Source organism: Vreelandella sedimenti (assembly GCF_013416325.1).
GTDB classification, from domain to species: Bacteria; Pseudomonadota; Gammaproteobacteria; order Pseudomonadales; family Halomonadaceae; genus Vreelandella; species Vreelandella sedimenti.
The window spans coordinates 1-16,601 of the sequence record NZ_JACCGK010000005.1 but is presented as its reverse complement, the minus strand read 5'-3'; the positions used below and the strand labels follow the sequence as shown (position 1 = coordinate 16,601).

14 protein-coding genes and 1 riboswitch are annotated in these 16,601 nt (G+C 51.0%); of the genes, 2 read left to right on the top strand and 12 right to left on the bottom strand.

Annotated features, from left to right (window positions below):
* Positions 1–136 precede the first annotated feature (136 nt).
* On the top strand, positions 137–403 hold the full coding sequence (locus tag HZU72_RS06415) for a hypothetical protein (protein WP_180091044.1): 267 nt from the start codon (positions 137–139) through the stop codon (positions 401–403).
* 83 nt (positions 404–486) lie between these two features.
* Here HZU72_RS06415 and HZU72_RS06410 read toward each other — a convergent pair whose 3' ends face one another.
* From HZU72_RS06410 to HZU72_RS06400, 3 genes are all read right to left on the bottom strand, one after another.
* Positions 487–1,494: a zinc-dependent alcohol dehydrogenase family protein gene (locus HZU72_RS06410; RefSeq protein ID WP_180091043.1), complete on the bottom strand. Its 1,008-nt coding sequence runs from the start codon at positions 1,492–1,494 to the stop codon at positions 487–489.
* A 47-nt stretch (positions 1,495–1,541) separates the two neighbouring features.
* Positions 1,542–3,434, bottom strand: coding sequence for an ABC transporter ATP-binding protein (locus HZU72_RS06405; RefSeq protein ID WP_180091042.1), 1,893 nt, complete (start codon positions 3,432–3,434; stop codon positions 1,542–1,544).
* Between the two features lie 89 nt (positions 3,435–3,523).
* A complete protein-coding gene (locus HZU72_RS06400) occupies positions 3,524–4,564 on the bottom strand; it encodes an AbrB family transcriptional regulator (protein WP_180091041.1) in 1,041 nt (346 codons plus the stop codon).
* A 223-nt stretch (positions 4,565–4,787) separates the two neighbouring features.
* Positions 4,788–4,956, top strand: a riboswitch (FMN riboswitch).
* A 97-nt stretch (positions 4,957–5,053) separates the two neighbouring features.
* Between HZU72_RS06400 and HZU72_RS06395 the strand changes: the two genes are divergently transcribed.
* A complete protein-coding gene (locus HZU72_RS06395; RefSeq protein WP_180091040.1) occupies positions 5,054–5,530 on the top strand; it encodes a 6,7-dimethyl-8-ribityllumazine synthase in 477 nt (158 codons plus the stop codon).
* 137 nt (positions 5,531–5,667) lie between these two features.
* On the opposite strand, the gene HZU72_RS06390 is transcribed toward HZU72_RS06395, so the two are convergent.
* The 9 genes from HZU72_RS06390 to HZU72_RS06350 form a co-directional block, all read right to left on the bottom strand.
* The gene (locus HZU72_RS06390; protein WP_180091039.1) at positions 5,668–6,567 is read right to left on the bottom strand and encodes a ribokinase; all 900 of its coding nucleotides are present in this window, start codon (positions 6,565–6,567) and stop codon (positions 5,668–5,670) included.
* A gap of 118 nt (positions 6,568–6,685) precedes the next feature.
* Positions 6,686–7,642 carry a D-ribose ABC transporter substrate-binding protein gene (locus tag HZU72_RS06385; RefSeq protein ID WP_180091038.1) on the bottom strand — a complete coding sequence of 319 codons (957 nt, stop codon included), beginning with the start codon at positions 7,640–7,642 and terminating at the stop codon, positions 6,686–6,688.
* A gap of 78 nt (positions 7,643–7,720) precedes the next feature.
* Positions 7,721–8,833 carry an ABC transporter permease gene (locus HZU72_RS06380; protein WP_235976008.1) on the bottom strand — a complete coding sequence of 371 codons (1,113 nt, stop codon included), beginning with the start codon at positions 8,831–8,833 and terminating at the stop codon, positions 7,721–7,723.
* A 25-nt stretch (positions 8,834–8,858) separates the two neighbouring features.
* Entirely contained in the window at positions 8,859–10,406 is a 1,548-nt protein-coding gene (locus tag HZU72_RS06375; protein ID WP_180091037.1) for a sugar ABC transporter ATP-binding protein, read from the bottom strand.
* A 9-nt stretch (positions 10,407–10,415) separates the two neighbouring features.
* Positions 10,416–11,060: a DUF2291 family protein gene (locus tag HZU72_RS06370; protein WP_235976007.1), complete on the bottom strand. Its 645-nt coding sequence runs from the start codon at positions 11,058–11,060 to the stop codon at positions 10,416–10,418.
* A gap of 58 nt (positions 11,061–11,118) precedes the next feature.
* Positions 11,119–12,225 carry an MDR/zinc-dependent alcohol dehydrogenase-like family protein gene (locus tag HZU72_RS06365; protein ID WP_180091035.1) on the bottom strand — a complete coding sequence of 369 codons (1,107 nt, stop codon included), beginning with the start codon at positions 12,223–12,225 and terminating at the stop codon, positions 11,119–11,121.
* 434 nt (positions 12,226–12,659) lie between these two features.
* The gene (locus tag HZU72_RS06360) at positions 12,660–13,628 is read right to left on the bottom strand and encodes a sugar-binding transcriptional regulator (RefSeq protein ID WP_235976006.1); all 969 of its coding nucleotides are present in this window, start codon (positions 13,626–13,628) and stop codon (positions 12,660–12,662) included.
* Positions 13,629–13,666: 38 nt separating this feature from the next.
* A complete protein-coding gene (locus HZU72_RS06355) occupies positions 13,667–15,397 on the bottom strand; it encodes a dihydroxyacetone kinase family protein (protein WP_180091034.1) in 1,731 nt (576 codons plus the stop codon).
* Positions 15,398–15,490: 93 nt separating this feature from the next.
* Positions 15,491–15,964 carry an RpiB/LacA/LacB family sugar-phosphate isomerase gene (locus tag HZU72_RS06350; protein WP_180091033.1) on the bottom strand — a complete coding sequence of 158 codons (474 nt, stop codon included), beginning with the start codon at positions 15,962–15,964 and terminating at the stop codon, positions 15,491–15,493.
* Positions 15,965–16,601: the final 637 nt, after the last annotated feature.

Genomic DNA, 16,601 nt, shown 5'->3' with positions numbered 1-16,601 from the left:
TAGCACGGTGCGCGCAGCTTCTAACCTCATAGACGAACTTATAGTCTAAAATAAAGTCTTTATAGACAGTAGTTAGCGCACATAACGGATTATTATTTTATTGCGAGAGCAATGGCAAAAGCTAAAGGAGAAAGCAATGAGTGTTGTCCACGTTAGCGAAGCAGAACTGCACGCCAAGCTCGAGAAGTGTATTGCCGGTGAGCGGCTACTGATTGAGCATGAGGGGAATCGCTTTAGTGCCAGAATCCAGCACGTTGGGCTAGTGGGTGTGAAGGTGATTCCTGAATCAGAAATAAAGAACAGCCACAGGACACCAGGAGATGTAGAGGGCGTCACGGTACCCTACGACGAGATACTGGAGCTTGAAGTGAAAGGCGTGGTCTACAGCCGCTTGCCAGATTAGTCTGCACTTGCACGCCCGGCAAGTGCGCAAGGCGTGCAAACTGTTTGTCTATGACTCACTTACTCGAAAGTAAGCCAACTGTTTTAAAACGTTAGGCAGATCTTGCCGAAGTGCTGTCCAGACTCCTGATGGCGGAAAGCGTCGGCGATCTCGGCAAGCGGAAATTCGCGGTCAATGATCGGGTGCATATCGAATGTTTCCAGTGCACGAATCATCTCAATCTGCTGACGACGACTGCCTACAATCAAGCCTTTCAAACTCGCCTGCTTGGCCATTAATTTAGCCGTCGGTATTTCACCCTCACGGCCAGTGAGGATACCAATCAAGGCGATATGCCCACCGATTTTGATCGCATCAAAGGATTGCGGCAGCGTACCTGGCCCGCCCACTTCGACGATATGATCAACGCCTTCGCCGTTGGTCAGCTCTTTCACGCGCTTACCCCAATCAGGTGTCTCTTTATAGTTGATGGTGTGCTCGGCCCCCATCTCACGCAGCCTCGCCAGCTTTTCATTCGACGATGACGTTGCTATGACCCGCGCACCCATCAGACGGGCAAACTGTAGGGCAAAAACGGATACTCCGCCCGTGCCCATCACCAGCACGCTGTCGCCCGCTTTAATGCCACCATCGACGACCAGTGCCCGCCAAGCGGTTAAGCCAGCGGTGGTTAAGGTAGCGGATTCCGCATGGCTGTACCCCTTGGGCTGAAGGGTAAACCACTCGACAGGGCGTACAACTTGCTCACGAGCGTAGCCATCCACGCCATCGCCCGGCGTAGTACGAAAGTCGCCGACACGCGCCGGGCCTTCCAGCCAGTGGGGGAAGAAGGTCGATACCACGTGGTCGCCCACCGCGAACTCTCTGACACCTTCGCCGATGGCTTCGACAACGCCTGCGCCGTCTGACATGGGAATACGCCCATCGTCGGTGGGAATCATCCCGGCGACCACGGCGTAATCGTGAAAATTCAGTGAGCTGGCGTGTAGACGTACTCGGATTTCACCAGGGCCCGGGGCACCAGGCGCGTCGATGTCGACAACGTCCAGCTTGTCCAAACCGCCGGGCTGATTCAGCTTGATCGCTTTCATCGTTACCTCAGTATGTACAGTTCGAATATGTACAGTGATGTATGTATCTACTGTTGGTTGGGGCCGTTGCCGTCGATATCAAGCCCCAGGAAGCCACCTGACTGGCGCTGCCAAAGGCTGGCATAAATGCCGTTGAGTGAAAGCAGTTCCTGATGCGTGCCACTTTCCACCATTCGCCCTTTATCCACCACAATTAACCGGTCTAGCATTGCTATGGTCGACAGCCGATGCGCGATGGCAATCACCGTTTTGCCTTCCATCAACGTATCCAGCTGTTCTTGAATGGCGGCCTCCACTTCCGAGTCCAGCGCCGAGGTGGCCTCGTCCAGAACCAGAATCGGGGCATTTTTGAGCAGCACCCGGGCGATCGCGATCCGCTGTCGCTGCCCGCCGGAAAGCTTCACTCCGCGCTCGCCCACATGGGCATCCAGGCCGCGACGCCCTTTCGGGTCGACCAAATCATTGATAAAGGTATCCGCATGGGCGCGGCACACCGCGTTCCAAACATCTTCGTCACTGGCGTGGGGGCTGCCGTAACGGATGTTGTCACGCAGCGAGCGGTGCAGCAGCGAGGTGTCCTGGGTGACCATGCCAATCTGGTGGCGCAAGGAGGTTTGGGTCACCTCGGCAATGTTTTGCCCATCAATCAAGATCTGCCCACCTTGCAAGTCATAAAAACGCAGCAGCAGATTGGCCAGGGTAGATTTGCCCGCTCCGGAACGGCCGATCAGGCCGATTTTCTCGCCGGGCTTGATGGTCAGGCTTAGTCCATCAAAGACGTTTTTACTCTCCCCTTTCGCCTGGGCGTATTGAAAGCGCAGCGCATCAAAAACAATTTCGCCATGGGGAACCTGAAGCGCTTTCGCATTGGGCGCATCGTTGATCGTTGGCTTCTGAGCGATGGTGTTCATGCCATCCTGAACCGTGCCAATATTTTCAAACAGCCCGGCGACTTCCCACAAAATCCAGTCAGACATAAAGCGGATACGCATGACCAGCGCGATGGCAATCGCCAAAACGCCCAGAGAAATCGCCTCCGTGTACCAAGCGCTGATCGCCATGGCCGCAGTGCCCACCAACAGCGCGGTGTTGAGCAGCGTCAGCCCCACGCTCATGATCGTCACCAACCGCATTTGGCGGTGAACGGTGACCATAAAGCCTTCCATAGCGTCTTTGGCGTAGCGCTGCTCGCGCTCGGTATCGGCAAACAGCTTGATGGTCTGGATATTGCTGTAACTGTCCACTACGCGCCCGGTCATCTGGGCACGGGCGTCCGCCTGGGCCATGGAGACATCACGCAGGCGTGGTACGAAGTAGCCCATGATCGCCAGGTAACCCACCAGCCACAGTCCCAGTGGGATCAGCAGCAACAGATCCGCCCGGCCCAGCAGGTAGGCCGCACCAGTGAAATAGACGATGGCGTAGACCAATAGATCCATCACCTTGGTGACGGTCTCGCGGATCGCCAGTGCCGTTTGCATCACCTTTTGCGACACCCGACCGGCAAATTCGTCCTGATAAAATGCCAGGCTCTGGCTAAGCATATGGCGGTGGGATAGCCAGCGGCCGATCATCGGATAGTTACCGAAAATACTCTGATGGGTGACCAGTGACTGCATCAGCACCAACAGCGGCAAACCGATCAGCAGCAATAGCCCCAGGCCAGCAAGCCACAGGCCGTTTTCAGCCCAAAAGCCTGCACGTTCAACGTTGCCCAGCCAATCGACCAGTTGCCCCATGTAGCTAAAGAAAACCACTTCAGCCGCCGAGACCAGCGCCGTGAACAGCGTCATTAGCAGCAACAGCGGTAGCATCGGACGGGAAAAGTGCACAATAAACGGCATTAAGCCCTTAGGCGGCGTTTTAACCTCGCCTTCCGGATAAGGGTTTACCCGCGTTTCGAAGTAACGAAATAGCGGCTGTAAAACACGCGATAGCATGAGGCTTCCTTACGTGACTGGCGTTGGTGTGTCTGGAATTGATGTAGCAGACGTTAACTTATTTATGTATCAGTTTGATTGTTTAAGATTTAAGAAGGGGCGTGGCGCAGCAACCAACGCGCCCAAAAAGGCGCAATGATCATCAGCGTGACCATGCGCAGTAGGTGGTGAAAGGCAACAAACACCGGGTCGATATTAAGCGCGACGGCCAAAATAGCCATTTCGCCAATGCCCCCCGGCGCCAGCGCCAGCAGCGCCACATCGCGCCCTACCCCTAGCAGTTGGTGAATCAACTCGGCAAATAGTGCAAGTACCAGCAACGCTAACAGCGTCGCCACGCCAGACTGCCATAAATAGCGGCCAAAAAGCTTTCGCGTCATGCCCTGAAAGCGCGAACCAATGGCACTGCCCAGCACCCACAGCATCAGGTTCATTCCCCACTCTGGGAGAGCGAAACTGGCAATATCAACACCGGATAATAGAGCAGCGACTAGTAGCGGTGCCAGCAGTGCAGGACTGGGAATTCGCAGCCAGCGTCCTAATGGCAACAGCAGCGGGATCATAAGTAGCATCCAGCCGTGTTCAAAACTGCGATGAACAGGGCCGATGCCCTCGCCTCCACCTTCATAGGCCCAAAATAGCGGCGGCAAAAAAAGAATCACTAAAATGATGCGCAGCGACTGCGCTACTGCAATACGCTGGGGGTCGCCGCCGCACTTTTCACCCAACAGAATCATCGCCGTCATCGCGCCGGGCGAGGCGCCAAACCAGGCACTGACGGGGTCGAAACCACAGCGCCGGTACCAGGCAGCGGCTACCGCGGTGGAAGCGGCTACTCCCAGCAGCAAGAGAGCAGCTGAAACCGGCCAATCCAGTACGCGATGAGCCAGCTGTGGCGTCACCTGGCTACCCAACACCAACCCCATGACGGCTAGAAATACGTTACGCAGTGGCTCAGGCACTGCGACCTTCACACCTCGTGAAGAGGCCACGAGGTTGGCAATAAGAGGGCCAAGCATCCATGCAAGGGGCAGACCGGACAGTTGAAACAGCGTACCGCCAACGGCGCCAACGGTTAGTGATATTGTCAGCGCTTTTGCGCTCCATGCATTCAACACGACGCCCTTCACATCGACTCCCTAAATCTTAAAATCTGTCCCTACTGACGCAATAATTAACCTGCTAATGACATCCAATAGTTTAGCACTGAACCAGCGGCTTGGGCTTCAATGATGGCGAAGAGATAGGGTTTTGGTTGCTAAGCTCACCTTTCAAGACGTCATCTTATTTTTTTGGTCATGCTATCTGTATCTGCCGGCCAGCCAGCGTATAATGTCTTCCGCCAGTAATGGCGAACTTTCTCAGGGCGGGGTGTAAGTCCCCACCGGTGGTGATGCCATATCTTTATTGATGCGGATAAGCCCACGAGCGCTCAACCAGAGGTTTAACCTAACGGTTGAGGACAGCAGATTCGGTGAGATTCCGAAGCCGACGGTAATAGTCCGGATAAAAGAGAAGGTTTCCTAGTGATATTACCCGTAGCGTTACAACGCATGCGGGTGCTGTGCTATTGGATGCCTCATGCCCTGGTTCTGGTAAACAATCCCCATAGGATGACCATGAATCAGACCCAACTTTCTTCATTCCCTCGCGTTGCCTTTATCGAAGCGTCTTGGCATCACGATATCGTTGCCCAAGCCAGAGAAGCATTTATTGCTCAACTTGCCAGCGAGCATGGCTTTTCCGCTGATCAAATAGAAATATTCCAAGTTGCGGGGGCTTATGAAGTGCCTCTTCAAGCTAAGTTGCTAGCCAAAACAGGTCGTTACAGCGCTATTGTGGGTGCAGGTTTTGTTATTGATGGAGGCATCTATCGCCACGACTTCGTTGCTCAAGCAGTGGTTGAAGGCATGATGCAGGTGCAACTGGAAACAGAAATTCCCATACTTTCTGTCGTGCTGACGCCGCATCATTTCCATGAACACAGCACACACCATGATTTTTTCTATGACCATTTCCGTGCCAAAGGCAAGGAAGCGGCTGCAGCGTTGGTAATGACGTTGGAAAACCATCAGAGGATTCAAGGACTAAGATAGGTCACTGCCAAATCCCTCATAGTATATGAAAGAGACGGCGGGCGGTCTAAATGGCCGCTCGTACCTAAAGCGACGCCAATAGCTGTTTAATAGCATTAGGAATGTTCAGAAAATTAATGCACTGGTTTCGACTGTCTTTAGGTACTTTGATATATGATCCCATCTACCTCTTCCGCCATCGGAATACTACTGGCAGCGCCGCGTTTTTGAACCGCCAGGGCAGCCGCCGCTGTTGCCCTTTGCAAGCACTGAGAAGGCTTGAGGCCAGCTTGCCTAGCGGCAAGGAAGTAGCCCACAAAGGTATCGCCCGCGGCCGTTGTATCGATGGCCTTTACCTTTAAAGCCGCATGAAAAAGAGTCTCACTGCTGCGCTGATACCAAGCCCCCTCGCTACCTAGGGTAAGAACCACCTCGACATCGCCAAGCGATTTTTTACAACGCCTTAGCAAATCTGCGGCGCTCGACTCTACCGGCATCTCTAATAAAGCGGCGGCCTCTGTACGGTTAAAAAAAAGCAGTTCACATTGGTCTAGAGGGAGTGATGATACCTTCGCAGTCATTGGTGCTGAGTTAAATATCACCTTGCAGCCATGACTCACTGCTAATGGAATAAGCTGATCGAGCCCGTTACATTCGTTCTGAATAAGTATTGTGTCGCCCGGAGCGGTTTGCGCAATAAGAGCCGTCATTTTCTCCTGCGTAAAACCATGATTGGCCCCAGAGAACAAAAGAATAGCGTTTTCACCCAGTGCGTCAATTTGAATAATGGCATGCCCACTTGGCTCTGGGGTCAATTCGATATCTTTCACACCAACACCCGCAGACTCAAGTTCACTGATCACCCAGGCATCTATCGATGAAACACGCCCCCAGTGACTCACCCTTCCTTTGGCACGCGCTATTGCCAACGACTGATTGACGCCCTTCCCACCTAATCCAATATTATACTCACCGCTTTCCAAGGTTTCGCCAGGGCGAACAAAATAGGGCACACGGTAAGTATAATCGATATTGATGGAACCAAAATTAAAGATCATTAACACGCCCTCTTATTCAAAAAAGCCAGCCAGCTTTATAGCTGACTGGCCTCTAGGCAAGTTTCTCTAACACTTACGCTTCTAATGCTTACTCTTCTAAAACCTATTCTTCCAAACCTTATTCTTCCAAAACAAAGGGAGAGGTATAGTTGTCTACATTATCTGGCGTAATAAGGATGCAGTCATAAAGCTGCTTTTCACTGTCTAGCCCTGTTTCACCTGTGTTGATGTAATGATCAGCTATTTTTACTGCATCTTCTGCAAATACGGCCACCGGCTGTAGAACGGTATAGGCCAGTTCACCCGAGCGAACCGCATCAACAGCATCTGGTGAACCGTCAAAACCACCTACTATGACATCGTCTAGCCGCCCCTCCTGCTTTAGGGCCACAATGGCGCCTAAGGCCATTTCGTCGTTACCGCTAATGACGCCTCGAATATCAGGATGTGAACGGAGCATGCTCTGCATTTTATTGCGACCTTCCGTCCGATCCCAGTTAGCGATGTCAGACGCAGCAAGGCTAAGGTCAGGATATTGACTAAGCACCGTCTCATAGCCATTGGATCTTGTCGCAGCATTATTATCAGAAGGAGGCCCCTTTAACTCTATATAGGATCCCTCACCATCTAGTTGCATTGCCCACTCTTGCGCGCCTAACGCGGCTCCCTGTGCATTATTGGAAACCAGTTGCGCCTTGGCTAAACCCTGCTGGTTAATCTCAGCGTTAATAATAAATACCGGAATTCCCGCCTCGATTGCTCTTCGCACAGCGCCAATGGAACCGTCCGCATTAGCAGGGTCGAGAATGATAGCTTTAGCACCATTGGTAATCGCAGTATCGACCTGATTGCTTTCAGTGTTGGTGTCACCCACATGGGAACTAACATTTGCATCATAGCCCAACTCTTCTGCTGTGCGCTCAGCAATTGTTCCTTCCGTTTGCCAATAGGGGTTTGACATATCATTGACAATAATTGAGATCAGCCCCTTGTCCTGAGCAACTATAGAGCTACTAAAGAGCATCGAGACACTGGCGAGAGCTGTAAAAAGCACTTTTTTACTTTTTGGAAGCATGATTATTACCTCATAGTTATGATTGTTGGTCTTTGAATAGGTAGACCTGAGCAGGCCACACTTCTAAGCAATGCTACGTTAAGTAGCGCTTGCTCTAGAACCTTCACGCTTAATTTCTGCCGTTTTCTCGGCTTGTTGCGAGGACTTGTGTTTAGCACTGTATTGGACATTATTTAACATGACGGCGAAGACAATCACGCTACCCGTGAAGACCATTTGCCAATAAGCAGACACACCGATGATGACCAGACCGTCGGCGAGAAAGCCAATCACAAATGCACCCAATAAAGTATTTCGAACCGTGCCACGTCCCCCCATCAGTGAGGCGCCGCCGATAACAACAGCTGCAATCGCTGTCAGCTCATAGGTAGTACCTGCAGTAGGCCCAGCAGACGTCAACTGTGAGGCAAGCACAATTCCAGCCAGGGCTGCGCACACACCGGAAATAATGTAGACGGAGAGCTTAACGCGATTGACGGGGACCCCTGATAGCTCTGCAGCACGCGCATTGCCACCGGTAGAGTAAATCCACCGGCCAAACGGCGTACGACTGAGCGCCAACATGCAAATAACCGCAGCACAAAAGAGAATCAAAACACCGACAGGAATATCGAATAGTTTATTAAACCCAAGCCATTCAAACCCAGTATTACCTAATGCAGGGTCACCACTTAAACTATTGAACGTTAATCCATCGGTTAGCAGCAGTGCGGCTCCGCGCGCTACATACAACATGCCCAGTGTGGCCACGAAAGCAGGCACTTTGAAGTAGGCAACTAATACGCCATTTATAGCCCCCACGAGCCCGCCCAGTAAGCAGGTAAGTACCACGACGACCCACACTGAAGGAAAGAAAGCCAAATTAAACGCTTCAATCTCCACCCCTTCTAACAACATACCCGCGAACACTCCGCAAAGTGCCAGCGTAGAGCCAACCGATAAGTCTATACCGCCGGTCAGAATGACAAACAGCATGCCGATGCCTAGCAAGCCAAAAACAGCCACATGCGAAGACATGGTTAAAAAATTACCCGTTGAAAAATAAACAGGCGAGAGCATGGAAAAGACAATAATGATCACGATTAATGCAAAAAAAGCCCTACCTTCCAGCAAAATCTTGACGATATCGATACTGCCTTTTTCAACTTGTAACGCGTTATTGTTGTGATGAGACATGTTTTGATAAGACATAGTCATTACCTATCCGATTGAATAATCATGCAGCAACTGATTCGCCCGAAGCAGCCATAATTTCATCTTTCGTTACACCCGGTTTGAATTCAGCGGAGATCCGTCCTTTGCTCATCACCAGCACTCTGTGTGGAATACTCAAGCACTCGCTCACTTCAGATGTTGTAAAGACAACCGCCAACCCCCGCCGAGCCCCTTGGCTCAATAACTTGAACACTTCGGCCTTGGCGCCCACGTCGATACCACGGCTTGGCTCATCAAGTATGATGACGTCTGGATGGGTAGCCAACATCTTACCGATCACCACTTTTTGCTGGTTACCGCCAGACAATGAACCAATGGCAGCCTCCCCGCCGTCTGTTTTAATGTGCACCTTATCGATAGCTGAATTAATCATTTCTGCTTCCAAGCTGGAAGAAGTAAGCCCCTTGCGAGTAAACGCATGGATACTGGCTAGCGACAGATTTCTACCGACTGACAGGGTGGGCACTAACCCATCACGCTGGCGATCCTCAGGCACTAACACCAACCCTCTCTCGATTCGCTGTGCAATGTTGTAATGCGATACGTCAGTTGAGTTGAGCAAGATATCTCCCTTGGACTGCCGAGTTCGTCCTGCCACACATTCCAATAACTCAGTTCTTCCAGCGCCCATTAGTCCATAAATGCAGACAATCTCGCCGGCGCGCACATCAAGAGAAAGATCCTCAACAACATAGCGACCTGCCACTTTATCGTCGCTGAGGTAAAGATTCTGGATAGAGAGCGCGGTAGGGCCCTGCTCATACCCTGTAGGCGGTGAGCCAAGATCGAAACTCTCTCCTACCATATGCCTGACGATCCACTGCAGGTCGATATCACTACGTGGGGCGTAAGCAGTCATGACCCCATCGCGGAGAACAACGGCATGATCGGTAATCTGCAACGCCTCTTCCAAATGGTGAGAAATATAAACAATCGACACACCCTTGTTTTTGAGATCCTGAACGACTTTAAATAACGTCTCGACTTCCGTGGCACTCAATGCGGAAGTCGGTTCATCCATAATCAAAATGCGAGAGTTCTTGGACAGCGCTCTAGCGATTTCAACGATTTGTTGCTGCCCAACCCGTAGATCTTCGACCAGGGTAAGAGGGTGGATCGGTTCATCCAGCTCCTCCATTAACAATTCAGCCTGACGTGCCTCTTCTTTATAGTCGACGCTGCCCCTTCCTTTAGTCAGCTCACGCCCCATAAAAATGTTGTCACGCACATTCAGGTTAGAGGCCAAGCTCAACTCCTGATGAATAATGGTAATCCCCAGCGCTTCAGCATCCGACGGTGAAGAAAAGCTGACGCTCTCTCCCTCCAATACAATCTCCCCAGCCGTCTGAGCAATGACACCAGACAAAATTTTCATCAGCGTAGATTTACCAGCTCCATTTTCGCCAAACAGCGTTGTCACCTGTCCTCGATATATATCGAAGTTCACTTCTTTGAGGGCTTGCACGGCACCGAAACGCTTTTCGATATTGCGTGCAGAAAGAATCACCTCGGGTGGAGCCACTTCCACTGTTGATCTATCGATATTCATAGCCGCCCCTCACTCAATGGTCACTATACTCACAGGAGTAATTAGCCAGTTTTTGGGATTTATCATGGTAAAGGAGCCGACTACTTCTAACGTTTTTCCGGTTAACTCTTGCCCGGAAATATCCGCAAGCACTTGACGCTTCATTTCATCATTGAGCGCTGCGCCGACATCTTGGTACTCAATCTGATTGGTAAAGTCGCCAAATTGAATATTGCCGGTTGTATCTCTCAGCGTAGTGCCATTAATGGCTGGGCCTGTTTGCACACGAATGACGATATCTGAAGGCACATCGGCAACCTCTAGGGTGTAAACGCCCCCCCGGCTTTCTACAGCAACTCCGGATAAAGAGACCGGCACAATATGGCCAATGCCGGCAGCGACGCCGTATTTCTCACCTGCCGCTCCGGCATCCTGGAGAACCTCTGGCGCCAATACCGATGCATTTACAGCGTTATTCTCGACATACGCTTGGATCTCTGGAAATGTTTCCTGAGCAAATTGCTGTGGTGAAAACCCCACCGCGCTCTCAAGTTCAGTAAGACTAATGACTTTGGTATCAAACGCCATGAGTGCAACCAGTGCTAAAGCAAAAGCAGCTGCCACATAGGCTTTTATACGCTTATCACCGGGCACCGAATTTAATGTCGCCGACATGATCACTCCGGTTATCATTGTAGTTATAAATAAGTTATAAATAAGAAACTTCCACTACCTACTTCCCGTCAGGTATAAGCACAACCTTTAACGCGTTAGGGTCATTGCGCATTAGATCTAGCCCTTGATGAAATTCGGCTAACGGCAGCTTATGGGTCACCACATGATCGGTTGGGAAATCACCATTACCAATCCCTTCAATGACAGGTGGGTAACAATAAGGGCCTAGATGCGCACCCAGTACATCCAGCTCTTTACGATCGCTAATAATGCTCCAATCAACAGTCACTGGCTCTTTGAATACACTAAATTCGACAAAGCGACCCAATTTACGGATCATATAAAGACCTTGCTCTACCGACTGTACCGCACCGCTCGCCTCAATATAAATATCGCAACCATAGCCTTCCGTTATGCCTTTAACGTAGTCAATAACATCGACTTCAGCGGGATTCAGGACAATGTCAGCACCAAACTGTTTAGCAAGTTCTAATCGCTTGTTATTGAGATCCAGTACGACCAGCTTGGAAGGTCCGGACTTTTTGATCGCACCGATCATTCCTAGCCCTAAGGTTCCTGCCCCGGAGAGGACAACCACATCTCCCAGTTCAATCTGCGCACGCTTAACGGCATGTAACGAACAAGCATAGGGTTCAATAAGAACCGCTTTCTCCATCGGAATTTCATCGGGCAACTTGTGATTAATGGCTTCTTTAGGAAAGACCAAATATTCAGCCATACCGCCATTTACGTTGTGCTGAAATCCATACACGTCGTGTTTTTCGCACATCCAGTACTGCCCACGGTTACAGAAACGGCACTCCCAGCAAGGCACGATTTGCTCAGAAATAACGCGATCACCGACCTCAAGGTTTTTAACGCCCTCTCCTAAAGCCATCACATGACCAATAAACTCATGGCCTGGAATCATTGGTGCCTTGATATAAGCAGGCTGAGTATCATCTCCCCAAAAGCTGGGAGCGCCTTCATATGCTTTGAGATCGCCTGCGCAGATTCCGCACGCTTCAACCTTTATCAGGACTTCACCCTCTCCCACCTTCGGCACGCCCACCTCTTCAAGACGATAATCACCAGGCGCGTAGGCTACAACGGCTTGCATGGTCAGTGGCAGTTCGGTGTGATTGTTGTTATCGGCGTTATGCATTACTCACTCCTAATATATCTTGTATTGCTTGGCTAGCGGCGCACGCTTTACAAAAGATCTTGTTGTGTACATATGAATTAACTGCTTTAAGCATAGCCGAGTCAATCCATAATGGAATTTTCTAACCTTATACTTTAGACCAATAACATAATTAATTGTTTTCTATATTTAAATTTTAAAAATGGAAATTATTTATTATTACGGCCACACAAAAACATCGTCACAAGATATACTATATGTTCCATAGCCGTACAAATGTACAAAAGCTCGCCAAATATCGCTAGCATCGGAGCGGGAGACAAGGGAGAAACCAGGCATGCTAAAGAGTGACCACATGCCTAAAGGAAGCCAATAAATGCAACAGATGAAGTTGGGCTGGCCTAAGCGTAAGATGCCGAGAAATCCTAGATTTTGAATACAAATTAAGCGCGCACTTACCCGGTAGTCGCTTCATCGAGACGCAGAATGGTGTGCGCGTTAGTGACACTAGTCGCCAAGGTATCGATAACCCCGGTACGCAGCGCCCCCAGTATCCCGACCGCTTTAGTATTTTCACTGGCGATGGCAATAACGTCTGGAATACGCGTGAGATCCTGTATATTAAGCCCCACCACACGCCCCTGCATCTGCATTGCGGAAGGCTTCCCATGGATATCGATAAAGTCATAGCCCATCATATCGCCCACGGTTCCAGAGAGCCGTGCTTCTGCAATTTCCTGGGCCGAAAACCACCCCATACGCACCATATTACTGTCTTCACTTACGTCACCCACGCCAATCAAAGCGGTATCCGCGCGTCGAGCGCGGTCCAGGGTCTGGCGCACGGTGGAGTTTTCATACAATGCATCCCTAAGTTCGCCGCTCTGTACCAGTGCAGGGGCATAAAGCGTCTCACTGTCACCGCCAAACCTACTCGCCAGGCGACGACAAATATGATCGGGATTCATATGCTCACCTGCACGTAGCGAGCCACCAATTGCACACACAAATGAAACCTTTAACGACTCTGCCAGGAAAACGTTATCCGCCACGGCGGCCACGTTACGCCCCATGCCAACGGCTACGATCTGACCATCGGTCAAACTACGCGACAGATGATCTGCCACTAGACTCGCGACTGACGAGCGCTGCACATCCGGGTCGGCGTTATCCAGGGCAATCAACGCTCGTTTCAGGCCAAAGCGCCGTTTGAGCTCCTGCTCAATCTCAACACTCACAGCGGGATGCAGGCGCACTCGAACGTCGACAATGCCTTCTGCCTGGGCACGTTTGAGCAGCCGCCCTATTCGCACACGCGAATGCCCGAGCCTATTTGCGATCGCTTCCTGCGTTTCCCCCTGCACATAGTAGAGCGTTGAAATCTCTGTCATTAAGTCTATATCTGCAGCGTCTTGACCATTCATCCTCGGCATCCAGGGGTTGTTGAAGGGCATGTATCATGTCAGCTTGCTTGACACTTTTTCAACACAGGAATCAGCGTCTGAATAATCAGCGCCAATGAAACAGAACCGGCATCAGGCGTACCCACGCTTTTTTCAGCCAATGGGCGTGCGCGGCCAACACGGGGAATTAATTGTCTGGTAGCCTCAGCAGCCTCACTCGCTATGCGTGCAGCGGATTCCCAGCAAACCACAGCTGCCTGACCTTTCTCAGCCTCCCACGACAGAGCATCGGCAAAAGGCACCAGCACGTCGACAAGCGTTTTATCGCCCAATTCAGCCTTACCAAATGCCATGACTTGTTGACGGGCGTTGACCACGCCAGCGGCAAGACGCTGCCCTGATAACGGCTTCTCATTGCCAAGCGACTCCCCCATCGCTTTTAAGATAACCCGCCATATGGCACCAGAGGTACCGCCCGCTTCGTCTGACCAGCGCTGCCCAGCCCACTGCAGCACTGTCTCCGCACCAGCCCCGCCATCAAGAGCCTCTTTTGCCGCTTCAAGCGCAGCCCTGCTGCCCCGCTGCATACCAATACCGTGATCACCATCCCCAGCAACCGCATCAATCTGGCCCAGCATCTCGCAGTTTTCATTGACCGTATTTGCGAGCACTTCGAGCGCCTCAACGACGCCGCACGCTAATTTTCGCGAGGCATCGCTAGCCTCGGGAATCTCATCTTGCGTAACCACCTCTACCTCGGCAGGATCCAGCGCCTGCGCTGGCGTCACGCTGCCTTTTCGATAGCCCGGCGCATCCGCAGCGGCGACCCACAGCGACTCCATGTTTTTATCAAGCCAGAACAACGTCAGCGAAACCCCGGCCATATCAAGACTGGTCACCAGCTCGCCCACATCGGGCTCCACAATGATTAATCCAGCTTCCTGCAGCAACTCGTCAACCTTGCGATAAATAACGAACAGCTCTTCATACTTAATAGTACCCAGGCCATTGAGTATCGGTGCCACCCGAGCTCCTTGGAGTCTGATACCGTCAGGAACTTCTTCCAATAATCGGGCAACGAGGATTTCTGCCAAGCCGTCTGCGGAAGGGATATCTGTCTCACTAATACCCGGCTCGCCGTGAATCCCCAGTCCTATGGCCATCCTGCCCTCGGGCACATGAAAGAGCGAATCGGCTGCGCCCGGTAACATGCACCCCTCAAACGCCACTCCAAAAGAGCGCGTGCAGCGATTTGCTTCCTTCGCCACTTGAACCACTTCTTCCAGTGATAATCCCTTTTCTGCTGCAGCGGCGGCGGCCTTGAAAACGGTGAGATCACCGGCGATGCCACGGCGCTTATCAATTTCCGCCAAGGGTGCACTGGCGACATCATCAGTGACCAGCACGATTTCACAGGGAATACCGTCCGCGATCAAACGCTCTCGCGCTTCACCAAAATGCAGCACGTCCCCCGCATAATTCCCAAAAGAGAGCAGCACACCACCGCCGTTGTTGGCGGCTTTGGCGACGGAATAAACTTGCTGTGCAGAAGGCGAGCAAAACAGATTTCCCATGACCGCCCCATGGGCCAACCCTTGCCCAACCAATCCCGCAAAGGTGGGATAATGGCCACTACCACCACCAACCACGACCGCAACACTATCTGGCTGGCTGCGCGTACTGCGTACGACGCCTCCCGGTACAGCCATCAGCTTATCGCGATGAGCAGCTACTAAACCTAAACGAGCTTCTTCAGGGAAATCATTTGGATCATTAAATAGGCGTGTCATTATTATATCCTCTGGAGTGAGGCCAAACTGCGTGATCACAGCTTGCATGCTGTTGTTATTAATCAGCGTCGACGAATATGAGCGATACCACGGTTACGGAGTATTCAATCGGGACTCATATTCGTCAATCTTTGCTATTTTTAATTCGGAATTTCCACCCGAAAAGTTGCTGCCCAAAAAGGTTGCCACTATTGATTTAGCCAACTCTGGCCCAATCACTCTGGATCCAAGCGTGACAATCTGTGCATTATTACTGGTGCGCGCCTTTGCTGCTGAGTAAGTATCGTGTGCCTGCGCAGCGCGGATACCGGGCACCTTATTGGCAGAAATAGCTACTCCGATTCCCGTGCCACATACCAGTACTGCACGATCGAAGCGCCCCTCCCTAATCGCCGTAGCCACCTCAAAGGCAACATCGGGGTACAGCACCGGCTGGGCATTAAAAGTGCCAAAATCTTCAACCTTGTAGCCTAACTCTCGGATATAACCAATGAGAATCTCTTTCAAGTCGTAAGCGGCCTCATCACCGCCAATGGCGACTTTGAGAGAAAACGTCGCACTAGACATTCATGTTCTCCCTTTCTAGGAAATAGAAACGCGGACGACTAACAACGATGAATACCGCCCCGCAGTTGCCAGCCATCTACTAACGTCATTCAATCTACCACCAACCGAGCATTTGTAAACACATCGATCATAAGATCCATTTGCATTTTCTAGAATGGCTCAGGATTAAAATCAATAATAAATAAATAAAATATTGATAATAAAAGAATTATTTGAGAATAAAACATTATCTACCAAACACTATACTTTTGTTCAATGCCTTAAAATCGATTCAAGTGGCACGGCGATTTGACTAAATCGGTCTAAATGGACAATCATTTGAACAAAGCATGTTCATTTTTAAGGAGAGTAGGCAATGTCGCTTCTGGCTGGATTACGCGAACACTCATTGGTCGTGGCCGACGCGGGCGATAGAAGAAGCTGAAGTTTCGTTTGCAGCACAATCAAGGCGCAGTGGCCAACGAGATGCTGACTGATGGGATCCGGCACTTCGCCAGTGACCAACAGACATTAGAGTCAATGATGACTCAGCGCCTGGTTGGCCGCGCCTAACAATACGCCACTCAATATAACAACCAACATCCAAGGTATAACTGATATGAATAGCCGTTTTGAGCTAGCCAATGCCATTCGCGCC

Bases quoted from the DNA above. Each gene is read 5' to 3' on its own strand.
- HZU72_RS06415 (WP_180091044.1), top strand. From the start codon at position 137: ATGAGTGTTGTCCACGTTAGCGAAGCAGAACTGCACGCCAAGCTCGAG.
- HZU72_RS06410 (WP_180091043.1), bottom strand. From the start codon at position 1,494: ATGAAAGCGATCAAGCTGAATCAGCCCGGCGGTTTGGACAAGCTGGAC.
- HZU72_RS06405 (WP_180091042.1), bottom strand. From the start codon at position 3,434: ATGCTATCGCGTGTTTTACAGCCGCTATTTCGTTACTTCGAAACGCGG.
- HZU72_RS06395 (WP_180091040.1), top strand. From the start codon at position 5,054: ATGAATCAGACCCAACTTTCTTCATTCCCTCGCGTTGCCTTTATCGAA.
- HZU72_RS06390 (WP_180091039.1), bottom strand. From the start codon at position 6,567: ATGATCTTTAATTTTGGTTCCATCAATATCGATTATACTTACCGTGTG.
- HZU72_RS06385 (WP_180091038.1), bottom strand. From the start codon at position 7,642: ATGCTTCCAAAAAGTAAAAAAGTGCTTTTTACAGCTCTCGCCAGTGTC.
- HZU72_RS06380 (WP_235976008.1), bottom strand. From the start codon at position 8,833: ATGTCTTATCAAAACATGTCTCATCACAACAATAACGCGTTACAAGTT.
- HZU72_RS06375 (WP_180091037.1), bottom strand. From the start codon at position 10,406: ATGAATATCGATAGATCAACAGTGGAAGTGGCTCCACCCGAGGTGATT.
- HZU72_RS06370 (WP_235976007.1), bottom strand. From the start codon at position 11,060: ATGTCGGCGACATTAAATTCGGTGCCCGGTGATAAGCGTATAAAAGCC.
- HZU72_RS06365 (WP_180091035.1), bottom strand. From the start codon at position 12,225: ATGCATAACGCCGATAACAACAATCACACCGAACTGCCACTGACCATG.
- HZU72_RS06360 (WP_235976006.1), bottom strand. From the start codon at position 13,628: ATGAATGGTCAAGACGCTGCAGATATAGACTTAATGACAGAGATTTCA.
- HZU72_RS06355 (WP_180091034.1), bottom strand. From the start codon at position 15,397: ATGACACGCCTATTTAATGATCCAAATGATTTCCCTGAAGAAGCTCGT.
- HZU72_RS06350 (WP_180091033.1), bottom strand. From the start codon at position 15,964: ATGTCTAGTGCGACGTTTTCTCTCAAAGTCGCCATTGGCGGTGATGAG.